Origin of the sequence: Hymenobacter psychrotolerans DSM 18569 (genome assembly GCF_900142395.1) — a bacterium.
Classification (GTDB): Bacteria; Bacteroidota; Bacteroidia; order Cytophagales; family Hymenobacteraceae; genus Hymenobacter; species Hymenobacter psychrotolerans.
In genome coordinates this window covers 639,081-658,977 of sequence record NZ_FRAS01000001.1, presented here as the reverse complement: position 1 = coordinate 658,977, position 19,897 = coordinate 639,081, and the positions used below count along the sequence as shown (strand labels likewise).

Sequence of the window (19,897 nt, the reverse complement as noted above, 5' to 3'; positions counted from 1 at the left end):
ACTTTCGACTTCATGGATTTCAACCACATCAGTTTGCAGTTGGCGGCCGTGGCGCGCCGCGCCGGCCAGTTTATTCGCCAGGAATCAGCTACGTTCAGCCGTAGCCATATCGAGAGCAAAGGCGTCCACGACCTAGTGTCGTATGTGGACAAGGAAACCGAGAAGCTGCTGGTAGATGGGCTGCGCGAGGTGCTGCCCGAAGCCGGCTTCATCACCGAAGAGGGCACTGAGGGCGCCCACCGCGCCGAGGAATTCAACTGGATTATCGACCCGCTCGATGGCACGACCAACTTCGTGCACGGCCTGCCGGTGTATTCCGTGAGCGTGGGTCTGATCCGGGGGCAGGAGCTGGTAGCGGGGGTAGTGTATGAGGTAGTGCGCGACGAATGCTTCCGGGCTGCCAAAGGCGCCGGCGCTTTCTGCAACGAGCTGCCGATTCGGGTTTCTGATGTTCCGGACCTGAATAACGCCCTCATTGCCACGGGCTTTCCCTACACCGATTTTGGCCTGATGAACGACTATCTGCAGGTGCTGGGCTCGTTCATGCGGAAGTCGCACGGGGTGCGCCGGCTCGGCTCCGCAGCCGTAGACCTGGCGTATGTGGCGGCCGGACGCTTTGAGGGGTTCTTCGAGTTCAACCTAAACTCCTATGATGTGGCTGCGGGCCTGCTGCTCGTGACCGAAGCAGGTGGCCGCACCACTGAGTTTCTGCAGGACGGCGACCCGCTGTTTGGCAGGCAGGTGGTAGCCAGCAACGGCCACGTGCACCAGGAGATGCAGGACACCATCCGCGAATACTGGAAGTAGGCTATTTGCTTCCCCATTTGCAGCGCTGGCACCTCTTTCAATGTAAGGAGGTGCCAGCGCTGTTTTTATGGTAGCTAGCTGACTGGAAACAACTTAGCAACCAAGCGGTCTACCTACTACAAGCCAGCTACAAAGCGGTAGCCGCAGGCGCATCTGCAAAAACTACTGGCTATGCCTACCTCAACCAAGGGATAAGCGGTAACAGTGGTTGGAAATCGGCCAGCGCAACCCTCCTGGTTCTCTGCTGCTTTGCTCTACTAAAATCCCTAGCACGACAGTGTCACGGACTTAACAGGGTACAATCTAGAGTCATACGAAACCAAGCTGCACAATGCCCAGTATACAGCGCACTTAGCTGCTAATAGTCCAACATAGACATTAACCATTTTATCCCATATTGGGATTAAAATTCCCGCATTGAAATTTAATGTTGCACTATTTCAACTATTTTTAAAAAACACCCAGATAACTATTCATAGGCAGTAAAACTATGTTGATCTGGACAGGGCTTGGTTTCATAGAGCGTTTGTGGCAGTTCGCCGAAATAGCACAACCATCCTACAATAGGATTTTAATAACTACTATAAACTATGTTATATTTTTCAGGTATTTAACCCTGTAACTTTGCGGCTCACACCGAGCGCTCTTTTTAACTAATTACACCTGTCAGCTTCATGAAACTAAGTGCTACTCCCTTTCACCCGGTTACTGGCGAACTGCTGCCGACGTACCGGGATGCTTACCTCCGTGGAGACCTTTCCAGCAAAAACACCGAAGCGGTAGACAACTACCTGAAGGCGAACAGCCAGTACGGTGATGCCACGCTGCGCCGTTACTTCGAGTTGAACCAGGCCGGCCATGCCGTAAAGCCCATTGGCTGGGTACAGCGCCAGTTCGACCTTATCCGCACCGAGCCGCAGCGCTTCCGCCGTCGGGCGGCGTCGCTGGTGGCGGGCAGCGTGCTGGTGGGCGGCGCAGTATTTGCCGGTGCCAACCTGCCAACTACCCCCACCGAAGACCTGCCTACCGCCACTGCCACTCCAACTGAGCTGGTAGAGCCCGCCAGCAGCGAGGCTGCTGCTATGCGCGTAATGACCGTGCGGGGCCGTATTCTGGACGAAAACGGCAAGCCGCTTATTGGCGCTACGGTGCTGGACAAAACCAGCGGCCGGGGCGTGAGCACCGATGCTTCCGGCAGCTATTCGCTGGCAGTGCTGGGTGGCCAGGCCCCCGTGCTGCAGTACGGCTACGCTGGCTACACCGAGGAAGAAGTACGCCTGAAAGGCCGGGGCACGTACAACGTGACGCTGCTTCCGCGCGAAGCCACCGCTAAAAAGCGCCGTTGGTGGCTCTTCTAGCAGCGTTGCCGCGGGCGTATCAGCCGCTTTCCCCTTCTTCTTCGCATGCCCTTTTCTTTCCTAAACAGATTCAGTCTGCGTAAAATCACGGTCGGGACTACCGATGACGCCGGCCAGGCGGCCCGGACGGTCCTTGAGCAGCTGCTCACCGAGTTGCCGGAAATGCTGCTGGCCTGCCTGGTGGAAGTATCGTCAGGCCGTGTGCTTGCTTCCTACACCACAGCGTCGGCGCTGAATCCAAACCAGATCAGTCTGCGGTATGCCAAGCTGCTACGCCAGACAGACTCCGCGCTGGCTGCCCGGCAAATTCCGGGTGGGCCGCTCACTGAGATGACCCTGCTCCTGGAAGACCAGCTGCATCTGATCCGCCCACTGCCAACCCGCGGCTGGTACTGCTTCCTCGCCGTTCGTTTCGCTGACACCAATTTGGGTATGGCATCGGAAATACTACGTCGCCAAACCGCACAGCTTCAATAACTCACCTTTTTTACTATCATCACTCCGATGTCAACCCCCAAACAAGCCGTTAAAGAAATCCTGGAAGAACTGCCTACGCTGTTGGCCGTTGCAGTAGTAGAAACCGAAACGGGTATGGCCCTGGCTTCTCACACTAACATTGCTGACTTCGATATTGATACGGCTGCTGCCTACAATACCGAAGTGGTAAAGCAAAAGTTGAAAGCTATACAGGCTCTGAAGCTCAACCAGACGGTGCAGGACATCCTGCTCACGCTGACCGACCAGCTGCACGTTATCAAGCTTTCCCCCACCGGTGACAAGTTCATCTATCTGGCGGTGAACTCGCGCGACACGAACCTGGCCGTTGCGCGCCAGGTCCTGAAAGCGCAGACGGCTGTTCTGACGTAAGGCAGTCAGCTACCTGATGTATCTAGAAATGCCCGCTGGTAGTTCCGGCGGGCATTTCGATTTTGGCAGGAGCAAACTTTTCCGGTAGCGCCGTAGTTTTGTGGCTGCTATGTGGTTACAAACCTTGATTATCGGACTGCTCTTTGCGGCGGCGGCGTTCTATGTAGGGCGGCTGTTCTGGCGCGCTTTTTTCAGCAAGTCGGAGGCCGGCTGCGCCAAGGGCTGCGGCGGTGCCTGCTCGGCTATTGATGTGGACCGGCTGCAGCGCACCATTGAGGTAGCCGAAGCCCGTTACAAGGCCCAATAGGCGCCCACAGATCTTCCTGAAATAAGGGCAACCCGCCCCCGTACCGCCCTCGTATAGCCGATACGGGGGCGTTCTGGTTGCTCTCGTGCGTACTGTGCTATTTCTCTCTCATTCCCGAATACCACACAATCATGCAAGACAAAGAAGAAGAACACTCGCTCGTTAGTGTAGAGAACAAGCTCAACAAAGACGGTTTCACGGAAGACTTCCGGGTGACGGAAGGCCGCCTGCACACCATCGGCACCGACCGGAGCAAGAGCTATGCTCCCAACGAAGTGACCATCGTGGATTTCTACCGTTTTGAGGGGGAAAGCGACCCGGACGACATGTCCATCCTCTACGCCATCGAAACCAATGACGGCGTGAAAGGCACCATCTCCTCGGCCTACGGCGTCTATGCCGATGCTGATGTAGATGAGTTTCTGAAAACTGTGGAAGACCTGGGCAAAAACCTGCGCAAGAACCACAAATAGCACCGGCTCTCCTCGCTACGCCACAACGACCAAGTGCGCCCCGGATAGGTCCGGGGCGCACTTGGTCGTTGTAGCGTCAGGCCTACAGGCACTCTTAGCCCCAGACTTTGGTGCCCTCGGTGCAGTTGCGGCACATCTCTATCTGGTCGCGGCCCTTGAGCAGCGACGCCCGAAACTGCCGGTACTTGGGGCCGTGCCACAGCTGGCGGAAGGTCTGGGTTTTCAGGTCGCCGAGGCGGTATTCGGCGTCCTTGTCGAAGCAGCAGGGCACCACCAGCCCGTCCCAGGTAATGACACAGCTGTGCCACATCTTCCAGCAATGGTTGAGCAGGCGGTTTTTGATGCTCCAGGTACCGTCCTGGTTGTTTTCGTAGCGCGAGTAGTAGTCGATGGTGGGAATGAGCGGTGAGCCGTGCTGGTAGTCGTAGATCTGAGCCGTTTTGAACCACACGTCATCCACGCCCAGTTCGGCAGCCAGCTGCTTTGCTTCCTCCATCTGGTGTTCGTTGGGGCGCACCACCAGAAACTGAAATACCACCCGCGGCGTCTGGCTCTTCAGCTCCCGCCGCCACTTAATCAGGTTGCGCGTGCCTTCCAGCACTTTGTCGAGCTTGCCGCCCACCCGGTATTGCTGGTACACATCCTGCGTGGTGCCGTCCAGGGAAATGATAAGCCGGTCGAGGCCACTTTCCACGGTGCGGCGGGCGTTTTTGTCGTTGAGGTAGTGGGCATTGGTGCTGGTGGCCGTGTAGATGCCCTTGCGGGAAGCATACTGCACCAGATCCAGGAAATTGGGGTGCAGGTACGGTTCACCCTGAAAGTAAAAAATCAGGTACCACAGCCGCGACGCTACCTCGTCGATGGTCTTGCGGAACAGCTCGTCGGGCAGCATGCCGGTGGGCCGCGTGAAGGAGCGCAGCCCGCTGGGGCATTCCGGGCAGCGCAGGTTGCAGCTGGTCGTCGGCTCGAAGCTGAGCGCCACCGGCAGGCCCCAGTGCCGCGCCTTGCCCGTCAGTTTGCTCAGGGCGTAGCCGCCCACCACCTGGGCCGTGTTCCAGACGCGGCGCGGCGTAGCCTTGGAAATAAAGTTGAGCGAGTCGGTGAGAAGGGAAGCCATGCTGCGGGTAAAGGTACGTCGGCCAGACAGGACCGCCTCTTCAAACAAAAACGCCCCCCGATGTTTCGGGAGGCGCTTCTCTTATTTCGGCTGCGAAGCCCGTGCTACTTGGCCGGTGCCTCCGTAGGCAGCAGGCTGGTATAGGTGCTGGCTTTGCCGAAGGACTGCTTTATTTCGTCGACGGCGGCGCGGCTGCTCAGGCGCTTGGGCTTGGTGTTGAGGAAGGTACCGTCTTCGGCCAGCAGGAAATAGGCCGGCACATCTTCCAGAGCGTAAGCCCGGGCAATAGGAGCCCGCATGCCACCCACGGCCCGCACATGCACGCCGGGCAGCTTTTTGCTTACTACCAACTGCTTCCAGGCGCCTTCGTTTTCGTCGAGAGCAATGTTAAGGAACACGATGTTCTTGTCCTCAAATTTCTTGGCCAGGTCGGCGGCGTAGGGCAGGTCGCGCAGGCTCAGGCCGCTGGTTGTGCGCCAGAAGTTGATGTACACCAGCTTGCCCCGGAAGTTTTGCAGGCTTACTGTATCTCCTTTGGCCGTAGTCAGCTTGAAGTCGGGCGCCATGGAGCCAATAGCAAACGCCTTGTGCGTGTCGAAATCCTGGCGCAGCACGGGCGTGTACACGTTCTTGGTGTCCACGCTGCGGAAGTCGGCCAGCATCGCCTCCGACTGCCGGACGTGCCCAAACCGGAACGACTCCTGCATCACGCGGCCCATAATAACGGGGCGCACGGCACCGCTGAGCTGCTTGCGGGCCATGTCGTAGCACACCTGATAGAAATCGGGGTCGGAGCGCTGCTTGCCGGCGGTAGTAGCCAGGTAGTGGATGTAGTTCAGCAGAAACTCCTGGTACATCTCGCTCTGGATAGCCGCCTCGTTGTTGATCAGCTTCTTATCGTTGAGAAACTCAAAGTAGGAAGGCGACATTTTCAGGCGGCCTTCCGTGGCCACTACCTGTTCGCGCAGGTCCTGGAACGTGAGCTTGTCGTTGGCGTAGCTGTAGTCGATTTCAGCCTGCGCATACCGGCGGAAGGCTTCGCTGAACTTATTGTCCTCGATGGCGTTTTTCAGAAACTTCTGCTCCTCCTTGCGGCGGTAGTCCAGAAACGACACGAAGCCAGCCTCGTACAGCATGATGTTGTCGGGCAGCACCTGAAAGCCGTCGTTTTCGATGAACTGCTCGTCCAGATCCGACAGGTAGGTATTGGCTTCGGCACCGCGGCCCTTGAAGCGCACGGACCCGGGCAGGTCGCTGCCCCGGAACCGGATTTCCAGCGCATCGCCGGGCTCCAGAAACAGGTCGGCTACATCTTCGCCGTATACCAGGTCGGCGCGGGCGGGGCCATCCAGCTTAATAGCCATCCGGAACTCGCCTTTGTCGTCGAGGCGGGCGTAGGTAATCTGCTCTTTCAGATCAAGCGGATTTTCGCGGACTGCCACGGCCACCGTGTCCCGGGTTCTGCCGTTTACTTTGCCGGTGAGCGTTACAGTGCCCTGGGCCTGAGCCTCGAAGGACAGGGCCGCGAGACCAACGGCCAGCAACCACCCGGAAAGAAAGCGAATAGAGTACGACATCGGAGCAAGTAGTTCTGGCAGATAGCTTCGGAAGTTGCCGCTAAGCTGGTCCGGCCGCTTGTGGCGCCCCGTCACATCATTCGCGGTAAAAGTCAATTCCTGTATCGAAGATACGGGTTTTGGGTTGTGATAATCCAATCCATTTGCGGTCTTTTTTTCGTAGCCAGCCCTGCTGCCCTACCTTTTGCGGATATTATCCAAACAAACCCTCCAATACTTCATCCAGCCGGCCGGCTGGCTGCACCCGAATGCCGTAGCGGGCCAAGTCGAGGCCGCGGGCGTTGAACTGCGAGATGTACATTTCAGCAAAGCCCAGCTTCTCGGCTTCGCTCAGGCGCTGGTCGAGGCGACTTACCGCTCTTATTTCGCCGCTCAGCCCCACCTCGGCCGCCAGGCACACCTCGCCCCGGATAGCTACGTCGTTGAGGGAGCTGACGACGGCGGCGCACACGGCCAGGTCCAGCGCCGGGTCATCGAGGCGCAGGCCACCGGCAATGTTGAGGAACACGTCGTGCTGGCCCAGGCGCAGGCCGCTACGCTTTTCCAGCACAGCCAGCAGCATCTGCAGGCGCTTGGCATCGAAGCCGGTAGAGCTGCGCTGAGGGGTGCCGTAGGTGGCGGGCGTCACGAGGGCCTGCACCTCCACCAGCAGCGGCCGGTTGCCTTCCAGCGTGGCCCCGATGGCCATGCCGCTCAGGCTCTCAGTGCGCTGGCTAAGCAGGATTTCGGAGGGGTTGCTCACCTGCCGCAGTCCCGTGCCCTGCATCTCATAAATGCCCAGCTCCGACGTGCTGCCGAACCGGTTCTTGATGGTGCGCAGAATGCGGTAGCTCAGGTGCCGGTCGCCCTCAAACTGCAGCACTGTATCTACCATGTGCTCCAGGATTTTGGGGCCGGCAATGGAGCCATCTTTGGTGATGTGGCCGATGAGCAGCACCGGCACGCCGGTTTCCTTGGCGTACTTCAGCAGCTCGGTGGTACACTCGCGCACCTGGCTCACGGAGCCGGCCCCCGCCTCCACCAGGCCCGAATGCAGAGTCTGGATAGAGTCGACGATGACGACGTGGGGCTGCAGCGTGTCGATCTGCTTGAAGATGTTCTGGGTGTTGGTTTCGGTGAGGATGTAGCAGTTGGGGTGCTGCTCGCCCAGCCGCTCGGCGCGCATCTTGATTTGCTGCTCGCTCTCCTCGCCCGAAATGTAGAGCACCTTCATCTGGGTCAGGCTCATGGCAATCTGAAGCATGAGCGTGCTTTTGCCGATGCCCGGCTCGCCGCCAATGAGCACCAGAGAGCCGGGCACGAGGCCCCCACCCAGCACGCGGTTCAGCTCGCCGTCGTTGGTGTTGAAGCGGGCTTCTTCTTCAAAGTGAATCTCGCTGATAACCCGGGGCTTGGCCGCTTTGGTGGTACCCACCGTGGTAGAGGCTTTCCAGGAGCCGGCGGCCTTGGTGTCTTCTTTCTGGATAACTTCTTCAACGTAGGTATTCCACTCGCCGCAGCTGGGGCAGCGGCCTATCCATTTGGCGCTTTGGGCACCGCAGTTCTGGCAGAAATAGAGGGTCTTGAGCTTGGCCATTCGAAGGGATTGGAAGGAACTGCTACAATGCGGGCAGTCGCTAAAAAGTTTGGCAAGAACGGAGTTTTTGGGTGCTTCGGCGCAGCTGCGCAGCTGGCAATGGCGCGGCTAAAAGTCGGCGCTGTTCATGCACCAGAACTTAGGTGCTATAAACCTGCTAGTCAGCACTTTGCCACGCATTATTTAAGTACCATTCTGATTTGTATTACTTTGTAAGATAAACAATACTACCCCTATGAAACACCTTTCCTCTGTTTGCCGCTCGGCCGGTGTGCTGTTCTCTTTGCTCCTGTTCGGTGCCGCCGGGGCTCATGCCCAAGCCACCCAGAACTACGGTTTCAACGACTACGACATACACCTGCGGGCCCCCTCCGATAACAACCACGGCCTGGGCTGGTACGGCTCCGCCGCCAACCCCAAAAACTGGCAGGGCCAGACCGTTGATGGGCCGGTGCTGTACGGCTACACGGGCGGCGCGCTGGGCACTACTCATAGTGGCACCCGCAAGCTTGTGCTGACGTGGAACCATACCGGCCACGTGGGCATCGGCCTCAGCAGTCCGCAGTACCCGCTGCACGTGGCCGGGGCCGGCTACTTCACCGGCGCCCTGACCACCACCGGCACGCTCAGCAGCAGTGCATTGGGGGTGGGCACGGCCTCGCCTGCACTGCTGCTGCACCTGACCAACAACAACACGCCGGCCATCCGGATGGAGCAAAACAACTCCGGTGGCTTCAACGCGCAGACCTGGGACATCGGGGCCAACGAAGCCAACTTCTTCGTGCGCGACCTGACCAATGGCTCGCGCCTTCCTTTCCGCATCCGGCCAGGGGCCCCCACCAGCTCCGTCGACATCAGCGCCAGCGGCAACGTCGGCATCGGTACCAGCACTCCACAGGCCAGGCTGCACATAGTTGGCAATGCCAAAATCGACGGAAGCAATACGCTGGAGTTTGGCGCGGGCGTAGCGGGCAAGCAGACGCAAGCCGGCACTATTGGCTACGGCAACCTCACGACGGATGCCCTGAATATTGTGGGGGCCGGCACCAGCGCCACCGACCGGAAAGTGGCGGTGTACTCCGAAGGCGGCATGACCATCACCGGCAACCTCACCCTGAACGGCGTGGTAGCTTCCAGCTCCGATGCCCGCCTGAAAACCAGCATACGTCCTCTGGCTGACGCCCTGGCCGGAGTCCGGGCGCTGCAGGGCCGCCGCTACCGATTCCGTACCGGCAAAGGGCCGCAGGGTGAGCAGCTGGGTTTTATTGCGCAGGAACTGGAGCAGGTATATCCTGAGCTGGTCATGACTGGTGCCGATGGGCTTAAGGCCGTGAACTACGCCCAGCTGACGCCGGTGCTGGTAGAGGCCCTGAAGGAACAGCAGCAGCAAATAGAGCAGTTGCGCACCGAGCTTTCGGCCACCCAGGCGCAACTGCGGCAGCAGCACATGGCCAGCACCGCCACCCTGGAAAGCCGGCTGCAACAGCTGGAAACACTGCTGGACGCGCGGGCAGCAGCCAAGTAGCCGCCCACACCCATTGCCGGCGGGTAGTGTACGTGTGGAGCGTCCGGGCTGATGCGCTATTTTGGCAACCCACAACTCTCACCACCAACCTATTACGCACTTTTACTTGCTTGATTTTAGCAGTAGACACATAATAACAAATTAGATTTTTTCTATATTTACCTGCTCTTCTCTCTCCTACATTCTACTCTATGAAACACTTTTATCGTCTGCTGCTGGGGCTTGGCCTCAGCGGACTGGCTTCGGGGGCGCACGCCCAGACCGGGGCCGTAGGCGTGGGCACTGCCACCCCCGATGCCAACGCGGCGCTGGATATTTCGGCGGGCACGGCGGCCAATAAGGGCCTGCTGGTGCCCCGCCTGACGGAAGCCCAGCGTACGGCCCTTACGACTACCAGCCAAGGCATGCTCGTGTACCAGACCACTGGCCTGCAGCCGGGCTTCTGGTATTTCCAGGGCGGGCAATGGGTGCCGCTGGGCATTGGAGCCGGCACGGGCGCCCAGAGCTGGCTGCGCACCGGCAACCCGGGCATCAATGCCGCCACCGACTTTCTGGGCACCATCAACTCGCAGGACCTGGTTTTCCGGACCAATAACACGGAGAAACTGCGCATTGACATCGACGGCACGCTGTTCGCTAATTCCTCTAAAGGCCTAGTACTGAACCAGGCTGACGCACCGCTCATCACGCGTGGCTGGGACAAATTCACTTCTGGTAACTACAACGGGCTGGGCCGTTGGGGGGTGTTTATGGAAGCCAACACGCTTACGTTTGGGGTGCCGGCGCTGGGTGGCAAGCAGTTTCAGTGGGTAAGCTACGATGTTACCTCTGCGCGCAACACGACCTTCATGTCGCTGACGCAGGAAGGCCGCCTGGGTATCGGCACCACTCCGGCCCTCACGCTGGATGTGCTTAACGCTATAGGTATGCGCAATGGCGCAGCCTGGGACCACCTCTACTTCGCGCATGATGGCAGCACAGCCTACATGAATGCCGGCGGTGCCGAAACCGGCCTCGCGCTGCGGGTAGGTGCCAGCGGCCAGGGCAGCTACGGCGACCCTAGCCAGAACTACCGCGACGTAATGCGCCTATTACCCGGCGGCAACGTAGGTATCGGGGTTACGAATCCGGCGCAGGCGCTGGAGGTGAATGGGGGCATTTCGGCCGCTACGTTCAATGCCATCAGCAAGCAAGGGGCCTTTCTGCAGTGGAACCGCTCCAACAACGACGGGGAGACCTGGCTGCTGAACCAGCAGGGCTTGGGCGGCGCCAACGCGGGCATCCGGTTTGGCAGCGCCACGCAGGCCAATGCCGTAACGGAGTGGGCGCGTTTCCTCAACAACGGCAACTTCGGCATTGGCACGACGAGCCCCGGCGCGAAACTGGAAGTAGCCGGCCAGGTGAAGATTACGGGCGGCACCCCGGGCGCAGGCAAAGTCCTGACCTCGGATGCCAGCGGCCTGGCCACGTGGCAGACTCCGGCAGCCAGCACCACCGCTACCAACATTCAGACGACTGCCACCTTTGCTATTCCTACCACTGGCAACGCGGCACTGGCCCCTACTACGGGTGTCGTAATTCTGCCTGATAATGCTAACACGAGCAACGGCACCATTACGCTGGGCATAGGTACCAACGGCCAGACGCTGGTGGTCACCAACCTCGATGCGCAGGTCGTGAGCCTGACCAGCAGCAGCGGCACCGGCAACCTGCTGCCCAATTTCGCGGCGCAATTCGTGTACGTCGTGAATGGCAGCACCGCCGGCTGGTTCCGCATCAATTAGGCCTTCCTTCTCCCGACTTTTTTTCTCTGCTATATGCGACTCATTGCTACTCCCGCCGGTATCGTACCGTCCTCAAGCCATGCTCACCAGGCCGAGCCCGAGCGCCGGGGCTGGCTTAAGCGCCTCGGCGCCCTGCTTGGCGGCACCTTGCTGGCGGGCACTGCCGCTGCCGGCACCCGCGGCGCGGCCTCGGTGCAGGGCGAGTATCCTTACCTTGGCGAAATCATCATGTTTGCCGGCACCTATCCACCCAGAGGGTATGCCTTCTGCGACGGACAAATACTGTCTATTGCTCAAAACACGGCCTTGTTTTCTCTCCTGGGAACAACGTACGGCGGCAACGGCCAGACGACTTTTGCGCTGCCCGACCTACGCGGCCGCTTACCTATGCACAATGGCCAGGGGCCAGGGTTGTCGCCCCATACTCTGGGAGAAATAGCCGGGACCGAAAACGTGACGCTGACCTTCAATCAGATGCCCGCCCACAACCATACGGCCACGGCTACCCAGGTTACCACTAGCCCGGGCAACACCAACAACCCCAGTGGGGCTCTGCTGGCCAACGATGGTGCCGGAGGCACGCAGTATGCTACTGGCGTTGCTTCCAACGCCAGTATGGCGGGTGCTCCCACCATCGGAATAGCCGGCGGCAACCAGCCCCACCCCAATATGCCGCCCTATCTGTGCATCAATTTCTGCATTGCTCTGGAAGGTATCTACCCATCCCGGAATTAAAGCTTTACTTTATACCATATGAAGCCACTCTACTCTTTTCTGGCGCTGAGCCTGACGGCCGGCCCCCTGGCGGCCCAGGGACTCACGAATGACGGCAGCACCATCACGGTAAGCACGGGCGCCACCCTGTTTGTGGCTGGCCCGCTGGAGAACAAAACCGGCGGCACTTTCAGCAACGCCGGCACCGTGGAGGTCGGCGGCGACCTGACCAACGCCGGTACGCTCACTTCGACCGGCCTCGTGCGCCTGACCGGCACGGCTAACCAAACCCTGACTCCAGGCGGTGCCAGCCTCGCGCAGCTGGAAGTGGCCAACACCGGTGCAGCCGCCCAAAACGTGGTAAGCGTACCGGCCGACCTGACCATCACGCAGCAGCTCACGCTCACGAGCGGCATGGTACGGACGGCCGCAGCCGCCACCATCAGCCTGCCTAACACGGCCAGCGTGAGCGGAGAAGCGCCCGGCCGCTACGTGCAGGGCAACCTGCAGGTGACGCGCACAGGAGTGAACAGCGCCACCAACTTCGGCAACGGTGCCACCCTCGACCCCGGCAACAACATCGGGACCGTGACGGTGAAGCGCACGGCCGGCCTGCTGCTGCCCAACGTGAGCTACGGCCAGAACAACGCCGTACCAGCCCTGCAGGGCATCGACCGAATCTGGACCATCACGAGCAGCAACAACGTCAACAATGCCGTGGCCGTGACGCTGAGCTGGCTGCCCGAAAACGACCACAACCTGAGCAGCTTTGCGCAGGCACAGGCTTGGCGCGCTACGAGTGCCACCACCTGGGCCAAAGCCGGGGCGCAAGCCGCTGCCACTACCACCAGCACCAGCCGCAGCTTTTCGTTCAGCACCACTGTATTGGGGGCCCTCACGGTGAGCAACGCCGCCAACCCGCTTCCCGTGGAACTGGTAGACTTCACGGCGGAGCGCCAGGACAACGACGGCCTACTGCGCTGGGCCACGGCTTCGGAAAAAAACAACGACCGGTTTGAGGTGGAAGCCAGCGCCGACGGCAGCACCTTCCGCCGCATCGGGCAGGTGCAGGGCCACGGCACCACCGCCCAGCGCCACGACTACCGCTTCCTCGACCAAAACCTGGCCCGCTACCAGGCCAGCACCGTGTACTACCGCCTCCGCCAGGTAGACCAGGATGGCACCGAAACCCTCTCGCCCGTGCGGATGGTGCAGGTGCCCGGTGCCACGCCAAAGCTGCTGGCCGAAGCCTTCCCCACGCCCCACTACGGTGGTCCGCTCACGCTGCGGGTGCAGGCTCCGGCTGCCGGCCCCCTCACGCTGCGGGTGCTGGAAGCTACAGGACGGGTGTTGTGGCAGGAAACGCGCACCGTGCAGGCCGGCTGGCATGAGCAGCCTCTTGCCCGCGCCGCCGAGTTGCCCGCCGGCCTTTACCTGCTGAGTGTGCAGCAGGCTGGCCAGCAGCAAATGGTGAAACTGGTGCGGGAGTAGCCACGCCACTACCATAAACAGCTGAAAAGCGCCTCCGTTGGGAGGCGCTTTTTTGTTGGCCAATATGCCAGCGCCACTCGGAAAGCAATTGATGCGTGCTGTCTGGTATTCTCCACTACGTCACTGCATTACCTGCACCTCCCACTCCGCATTTTCGCCTGACTCCCACAATTTTCCGGGCGCGCACCAAACCTGCCCGCGCTTGTGTATCTTCCTGCCACGCTTCATCCAATTTTCATCTGAACACAACTTCTACTCCTGCTTTCTGCATGAAACACCTTCACTCCCTGGGGCTGGCGGCCCTGCTGGGACTGGCGCCGTTGCTGGCTTCGGCCCAGCCTGCCCAGCCGGCCGGCCGCTACGCCCTGCAGCTGGCCTCGGGCCCGGTAACGCCCACTGCCAACGCCGCCGAGTGGCTCCGGCAGCCTGCTACTGCTCCTTCCGACGCGTGGCAGGGCCAGGTGTTCCGGGTGCTGCAGTTCGAGCAATTGCCCACTGCCGCCCAGAAAGCCGCCCTGGCCGCCACCGGCGTGCGCCTGCTCGACTACCTGCCCCGCAACGCCTGGACGGCTTCGCTGCCCGCCACCCTCAGCCACCAGCGGCTGGCGGGGCTGGGGCTGCGGAGCGTGCAGCCGGTAGCGCCTACCTGGAAGCTGGCCGGCGACCTGGCCCGCAACGTTATTCCGGACCACATGCAGCGGGGCGGAGGCCTGGTGGAGGTGAACGTGCAATACTACGCCACCATCACGCCCAACCAGGCCGCCCAGGCCCTGCGCCAGACCGAGTGGCAGGAAGCCGGCAAGCCGCAGTTTGAGCAGCAGCTACGGGTGCTGTGCCGCCCCGCCGATATTGCCCGCCTGACGGCGCTGCCCTGGGTGAGTGCCGTAGAGCCCGCCACGCCGCCCGCGGAGCCGGAAAACTTCCGGGGCCGCACCGACCACCGCGCCAACGCTATCAGTACCGACTACGGCGCGGGCCGCCACTACGACGGGCGCGGCGTGACCGTAGGCCACGGCGACGACGGCCGCATCGGGCCGCACATCGACTACCAGGGCCGCTTCGACCAGAGTGCCGCCGGCCCCAGCAGCGGCAACCACGGCGACCATGTAGCGGGTATCATCATGGGTGCCGGCAACATGGACCCGCGGGTGCGCGGCAACGCTACGGCCGCGTTCAACCTGTACTACTCGTACCCCGGCAACCTCAACAACACGCCTGCCGCATATGCCGGGCCCCGGCGCATGCGCGTCACCAACTCCAGCTACGGCGACGGCAACAACGCGGGCTATACCAGCTTCACACGTACCGTAGACCAGCATACGCGTCAGCGGCCCTATCTGCTCCACGTGTTTTCGTCGGGCAACTCGGGCACCAGCAACTTCAACTACGGTGCCGGCGCGGGCTGGGGCAACATCACGGGCGGCCACAAAATGGGCAAAAACGTGGTGACCGTGGGCAACGTGCTCTACACTGATGCGCTGGCCAGCTCCAGCAGCCGCGGCCCGGCCAAGGACGGCCGCATCAAGCCCGATGTGTGCGCCGTGGGCTCCAGCGTCACGTCGACCGTCGACCCCAACACCTACGCCGTTTTCACCGGAACCAGCATGGCGGCGCCCGGCGTGGCCGGCGTCACGGCCCAGCTGGTGCAGGCTTACCGCTCGCTCAACAGCCAGCAGGAAGCCCCCACAGCCCTGCTCAAAGCCGCTCTGATGAACACCGCCGAAGACCTCGGCAACCCCGGCCCCGACTTCCGCTTCGGCTACGGCCGCGTGAATGCGCTGCGGGCCGTGCGGGTGCTGGAGCAGCGCACCTACCTGAAAGACTCGCTGACGACGGGCCAAACCAAAACCCACACCCTTACCATTCCTTCGGGCAAGAAAGAGCTGCGCGTGATGGTGTACTGGCACGACTATGAGGCCGCCATCAACTCCAACCCCAGCCTGGTAAACGACCTGAACATGGAGCTGGCCGCGCCCGGCGGCGGCAGCTACCAGCCCTGGGTGCTCGACCACCGGCCCACCGTGGCCCAGCTCAATGCCAATGCCATCCGGGCGCGCGACTCCATCAACAACGTGGAGCAGGTGACGCTGCAGGAACCGACGGCCGGCACCTACACCCTGACAGTGCGCGGCGCGGCCGTGCCCCAGGGCCCGCAGACGTACTACGTGGTGTATAGCTACATCGAGGATGGCGTGGAGCTGACTTACCCGCTGGGTGGGGAAGGCTTCGTGCCCGGCGAAAACGAAGTATTGCGCTGGGACGCCCCCACTGGCACCGGCACCTTCGCGCTGGACTACACCACCGACAACGGTGCTACCTGGCTGCCGATTTCGGCCAGCGTGGCCGCCACGGCCCGGCATTTCGACTGGACCGTGCCAGCCGGTGTGGCCTCGGGCCGCGTGAAAGTGCGCGTAACCCGCGGCGCGGCCAGCAGCCAGTCGGTAGCCCCGCTCACTATTTCGCCGCTGCCCGGCAACCTGCGCCTGGGCTACGTGTGCGCCAATACCGTGAAGCTGCAATGGGATACCCTCGCCACGGCCTCGGCCTACGTAGTGTACAAGCTGGGCGCCGAATACATGGACTCCATTACGACTGTGACGCGCACTTCTGTAGTGCTGACCGGCGTAGGAGCCGGCGCCGAGCAGTGGTACAGCGTGCAGCCCATTCGGGCCTCAGACGGGCTTCGCGGGCGCCGCACCCGGGCCCTCAACCAGCCTGCCCTGCTCAACAACTGCCCTGGCCCGCCGCTCGTTGCCTTCCAGGCCAGCCGCACGCTGGTGTGCCCCGGCACGGCCATCACCCTCACCGACCAAAGCCAGTCGCAGCCGACTACCTGGGCCTGGAGCATTGCGCCCAGCGCGGGCGTAACGTTTGTGGGCGGCACCACGGCCGCGTCGCAGAATCCGCAAATCCAGTTCAGCACGCCCGGCACGTATAGCGTAACGCTGCTGGCCAGCAACAGCTACGGCCCCACCACGCTCACCCAAAGCGCCCTGATTACGGTGTCGAACGGGCGGGCGCTGCCGCTGGCCCAGAACTTCACCACTGGCACCTTCCCGCCCGCCGGCTGGCAGATTGAGAACCCCAGCTCCAATTACACTTGGCAGCTCAGCGACCAGAGCATCATGGGTCCCGATACGCTGCTGCGCCCCGTGCCAATGGTGGCCGACTACTCCGATAACGTGCGCGGCGCCGAGGACTACCTCATCACGCCGCCTCTGGAGCTGAGCAGCCGGGCGCCCGGTGCCAACAGCCTGCAGCTCAACTTCTGGGTGGCCTACGCAGCGTACAGCGCCACTTACTTCGATGGTATCCGGGTGGATGTGAGCACCGACTGCGGCCTGACCTTCCAGCCTACGGGCTACCTGAAGCGCGGCACGGCCCTGGCCACCGTTACGGGTTTCCAGACTTCTGAATGGGCCCCGAGCGGCCCGGCCGACTGGCGCCAGGAAACGGTGGACCTCTCCAGCCTGCTGGCAGCCGGCGGCCCCTCCCGGATTCTGGTGCGCTTCGCCAACATCAACGACTACGGCAACAATGTGTACCTGACCAACGTGCGCCTGCGCACGGCCGTTGTGCAGAAAACTGCCGCCAGCCGCAACGCCAACCTGGGTCTGGTGAGTGCCTATCCGGTGCCGTTCGGCCAGCAGCTGACGGTACAGCTGGCGCCCACCACCAGCGGTGCAGCTACACTGGTTCTGCTGGATGCGCTGGGCCGCCAGGTTAGCCGCCAGGCCCTGACGCTGCGTGCCGGCGTGCCGCAGCAGCCCCAGTTGGCTACCGGCGCACTGCCGGCCGGCGTCTACACCCTGCGCCTGCTCACCGCCGACGGCAGCCAGCAGCTGAAAGTGGTGAAGTAACGCCGCATTAGTTTCCATCAAAGCAAAAAGCGCCTCCTCCGGGGGCGCTTTTTCGTTGAAACGGCATTGCCTGGTCCGGTGTCGGCAGCGCAGCCAGGTGCAGGAAACGCAAAAAAAATCCGGCCAGTGCCAGCGCTCCATTTCGGGCTCAAATTCTTCGGCAGACAACCTTTGCCGGAAACGTTTCCTCCGGCGAAGCCCCTTGGCAGGGCGCAGACAACGTTTCTTAATAAACAACCGCCTTGGTTAGCGAGTATATAGGCGTGAGACCATTCGCATTGGCTGGCCTCGTTTCGCCACCGAAGTGGTTTTGCTCTATGTCCTTCTCTACTCTGCTTCAACCCTGGCGCTTTGGGCTGGCGGTTGCAGCCACTGCCCTGTTCAGCAGCTGCGAGCTGCTCGAATTTAGTCCTAATGATTTTCGCGGCCCTGCCAGCCAGACGAATCTTACCCAGAAAAACCTGGACCGCCTGGCCGAGAATCCGCTCCCGGCCGGCGACACCCTGCGCTTTATCTTCACCGGCGACTCTCAGCGCTTTTATGAGCAGGCTGAGGCGCTGGTAGAAAGCGTAAACCGGCAACAAGGCATTTCGCTGATGGTAATAGCGGGCGACATTTCCGATTTCGGGCTGGCCCGCGAGATGCGCTGGGTAGACAACCGCCTGCGCAAGCTGACTATTCCGTACCTCACCGTTATCGGCAACCACGACCATGTGGGCAACGGCCGCGCCGCGTACCAGCACATTTTTGGGCCGCTGAACTACTCTTTCGTTTACGGCGACACCAAGTTTATCATGGTGGACACCAACAGCCGCGAGTACAATTTTAATGGCCGCGTGCCGGACATGCCCTGGGTGAAGCAGCAACTCAGCGACCTGCAGGGCGCCAAGCGGCAGATAGTGATGTCGCACGTGCCGCCGCAGGACCTGGACTTTGATCAGACGCTGAAGGAAGACTACACCCGGAGTCTGGCCGAGGCGCCGAAGCTGGTGTTTGAGTTGAACGGCCACCGCCACGACTTCAGCATTGGGGAGCCTTTTGAGGATGGCGTAACGTACATCAATTCCTACGCCTTCGAGGAGAATCAGTATGTGATTCTGACACTGTGGAATGATGCTGATGATGAGCCGCAGTTTCGGCTGAAAAAAGTCAGGTTCTAATGCGCAGGCTTTTGTTTTTGCTGGCGGGGCTAGGCGCTGCCAGTGTACTGCCCACTCTGGCGCAGCAGAAGCCGGTGGCTCCTGCTGATTCGCTGCCCTGGTTCCGGCCGCGCCACGTGGTGGTGCAGACGGCCGGCGGCCTTGGCATGGTGGCCGCCGGGGCTGGCTACAGCTTCTGGCGCGACCGGGCCGAGGCAGAAGTTCTGCTGGGCTACGTGCCGAAAAAATATGCGGGCTCCACCCTCACTATTGCCACGGCCAAGTTTCTCTACACCCCTTTCAAGCTGGCGCTTAGCCCCCGCCTGGAGGTGCGGCCCCTCACGGTAGGCGCGTACGTGAGCTACACCCACAACACCATCAACGATGAGGTGCGGGGCCAATACACGAAAGGCTACTACTGGTTCTCGACCGATACGCGGGTGGGTGCGATACTGCTGGGCGGCCGGGTCAGCTATTTGCGCACCGAGCGGGCCTCGGGCCGCTCCCGCCGCCTCTCCGGCTACTACGAGCTGGGCACCAACGATTTGTATTTGACGAGCTACGTCCCGAACGGCAACTATCGGTCGTTGAGCCCGTTAGACATCCTGACCCTGGGCCTGGGCATCAAAGCAGAGTTTTAGCCACTCCCCGGCCCGCTACAGAAACAGTATTTCCAGAGGGCCATGAGGCAGCTTTCCGTTCGCACCTCCATTCTGCTGGGCTTGCTGCTACTGCGCGCTGGCGGCGCAGCGGCGCAGGATGCTACCCCAGTGCAGGAGCCGCACCGCCGCACTGTGCCGTTCTTCCTGACCCTGCAGATTGGCGGTGGAGCGGGCATGGTGGCGCTGGGCGGGGGCGTGCGGCTGGCCGGGCAGCACATGGAGCCCGAAGTACTGCTGGGCTATGTGCCGCGCCGCTTCAGCAGCCAGCCATTGGCTGTTTTCACGTTCAAAACCACGTATCTGCCCATCAATGCGGGCCTGGGCCGGCACTGGAACGTGAGCCCGGCCGTGGGCGGCTACATCAGCTACACCCACGGCAACACCATGCTAGACAGCAAGGAACCGGGCAAATACCCCGGCGACTACTACTGGTTTTCCTCGAAAGTCCGGACGGGCGCGTATTTCGCGCCGCGGGTATCGTATTCGGGTGTGCGGGCCGGGGCGCCGCGGGTAGCGGCCTATGCCGAGCTGGGCACCAACGACCTGTACTTCTGGAGCCGGGCTACCAACAAAAAGGCCCTTTCTTGGAGCGAAATCCTGACCCTGGGCTTCGGCTCTAAGGTAGCCTGGTAGCACCGGC

17 protein-coding genes are annotated in these 19,897 nt (G+C 61.4%); 14 read left to right on the top strand and 3 right to left on the bottom strand.

Going from position 1 to position 19,897, the window contains the following annotated elements; all coding sequences use genetic code 11:
- Window positions 1-12 precede the first annotated feature (12 nt).
- The 6 genes from BUE15_RS02735 to BUE15_RS02710 all read left to right on the top strand — a co-directional run bounded on the left by BUE15_RS02735 (window position 13) and on the right by BUE15_RS02710 (window position 3,812).
- Window positions 13-807 carry an inositol monophosphatase family protein gene (locus tag BUE15_RS02735; protein ID WP_073281130.1) on the top strand — a complete coding sequence of 265 codons (795 nt, stop codon included), beginning with the start codon at window positions 13-15 and terminating at the stop codon, window positions 805-807.
- Window positions 808-1,481: 674 nt separating this feature from the next.
- Window positions 1,482-2,165: a carboxypeptidase-like regulatory domain-containing protein gene (locus BUE15_RS02730; RefSeq protein WP_073281129.1), complete on the top strand. Its 684-nt coding sequence runs from the start codon at window positions 1,482-1,484 to the stop codon at window positions 2,163-2,165.
- Between the two features lie 45 nt (window positions 2,166-2,210).
- Window positions 2,211-2,642, top strand: coding sequence for a hypothetical protein (locus BUE15_RS02725; protein ID WP_073281128.1), 432 nt, complete (start codon window positions 2,211-2,213; stop codon window positions 2,640-2,642).
- A gap of 27 nt (window positions 2,643-2,669) precedes the next feature.
- Window positions 2,670-3,032, top strand: a complete 363-nt coding sequence (locus BUE15_RS02720) for a hypothetical protein (RefSeq protein WP_073281127.1) — start codon at window positions 2,670-2,672, stop codon at window positions 3,030-3,032.
- Window positions 3,033-3,141: 109 nt separating this feature from the next.
- Window positions 3,142-3,339: a FeoB-associated Cys-rich membrane protein gene (locus BUE15_RS02715; protein WP_084548769.1), complete on the top strand. Its 198-nt coding sequence runs from the start codon at window positions 3,142-3,144 to the stop codon at window positions 3,337-3,339.
- Between the two features lie 131 nt (window positions 3,340-3,470).
- Window positions 3,471-3,812: a hypothetical protein gene (locus BUE15_RS02710; RefSeq protein ID WP_073281125.1), complete on the top strand. Its 342-nt coding sequence runs from the start codon at window positions 3,471-3,473 to the stop codon at window positions 3,810-3,812.
- A gap of 94 nt (window positions 3,813-3,906) precedes the next feature.
- Here BUE15_RS02710 and BUE15_RS02705 read toward each other — a convergent pair whose 3' ends face one another.
- From BUE15_RS02705 to radA, 3 genes are all read right to left on the bottom strand, one after another.
- The gene (locus BUE15_RS02705) at window positions 3,907-4,929 is read right to left on the bottom strand and encodes an SPASM domain-containing protein (RefSeq protein ID WP_073281124.1); all 1,023 of its coding nucleotides are present in this window, start codon (window positions 4,927-4,929) and stop codon (window positions 3,907-3,909) included.
- Between the two features lie 104 nt (window positions 4,930-5,033).
- The gene (locus BUE15_RS02700; RefSeq protein ID WP_073281123.1) at window positions 5,034-6,506 is read right to left on the bottom strand and encodes a TlpA family protein disulfide reductase; all 1,473 of its coding nucleotides are present in this window, start codon (window positions 6,504-6,506) and stop codon (window positions 5,034-5,036) included.
- A 193-nt stretch (window positions 6,507-6,699) separates the two neighbouring features.
- Window positions 6,700-8,082, bottom strand: a complete 1,383-nt coding sequence (radA, locus tag BUE15_RS02695; protein WP_073281122.1) for a DNA repair protein RadA — start codon at window positions 8,080-8,082, stop codon at window positions 6,700-6,702.
- 235 nt (window positions 8,083-8,317) lie between these two features.
- Here radA and BUE15_RS02690 point away from each other — a divergent pair, with 235 nt between their 5' ends.
- The 8 genes from BUE15_RS02690 to BUE15_RS02655 all read left to right on the top strand — a co-directional run bounded on the left by BUE15_RS02690 (window position 8,318) and on the right by BUE15_RS02655 (window position 19,890).
- The gene (locus tag BUE15_RS02690) at window positions 8,318-9,607 is read left to right on the top strand and encodes a tail fiber domain-containing protein (RefSeq protein WP_084548768.1); all 1,290 of its coding nucleotides are present in this window, start codon (window positions 8,318-8,320) and stop codon (window positions 9,605-9,607) included.
- Window positions 9,608-9,798: 191 nt separating this feature from the next.
- Entirely contained in the window at window positions 9,799-11,391 is a 1,593-nt protein-coding gene (locus BUE15_RS02685; protein WP_073281120.1) for a hypothetical protein, read from the top strand.
- A gap of 33 nt (window positions 11,392-11,424) precedes the next feature.
- Window positions 11,425-12,126 carry a phage tail protein gene (locus BUE15_RS02680; protein ID WP_084548767.1) on the top strand — a complete coding sequence of 234 codons (702 nt, stop codon included), beginning with the start codon at window positions 11,425-11,427 and terminating at the stop codon, window positions 12,124-12,126.
- 18 nt (window positions 12,127-12,144) lie between these two features.
- Window positions 12,145-13,596 carry a T9SS type A sorting domain-containing protein gene (locus BUE15_RS02675; RefSeq protein ID WP_073281119.1) on the top strand — a complete coding sequence of 484 codons (1,452 nt, stop codon included), beginning with the start codon at window positions 12,145-12,147 and terminating at the stop codon, window positions 13,594-13,596.
- 269 nt (window positions 13,597-13,865) lie between these two features.
- The gene (locus BUE15_RS02670; protein WP_073281118.1) at window positions 13,866-17,456 is read left to right on the top strand and encodes a S8 family serine peptidase; all 3,591 of its coding nucleotides are present in this window, start codon (window positions 13,866-13,868) and stop codon (window positions 17,454-17,456) included.
- Window positions 17,457-17,773: 317 nt separating this feature from the next.
- Complete coding sequence (locus BUE15_RS02665; RefSeq protein WP_073281117.1) at window positions 17,774-18,616, top strand: metallophosphoesterase family protein; 843 nt, start codon at window positions 17,774-17,776, stop codon at window positions 18,614-18,616.
- Window positions 18,616-19,236, top strand: coding sequence for a hypothetical protein (locus BUE15_RS02660; RefSeq protein WP_139252094.1), 621 nt, complete (start codon window positions 18,616-18,618; stop codon window positions 19,234-19,236). The genes BUE15_RS02665 and BUE15_RS02660 overlap by 1 nt, the downstream gene beginning before the upstream one ends.
- Window positions 19,237-19,278: 42 nt before the next feature.
- Entirely contained in the window at window positions 19,279-19,890 is a 612-nt protein-coding gene (locus BUE15_RS02655) for a hypothetical protein (RefSeq protein ID WP_073281115.1), read from the top strand.
- Window positions 19,891-19,897 lie beyond the last annotated feature (7 nt).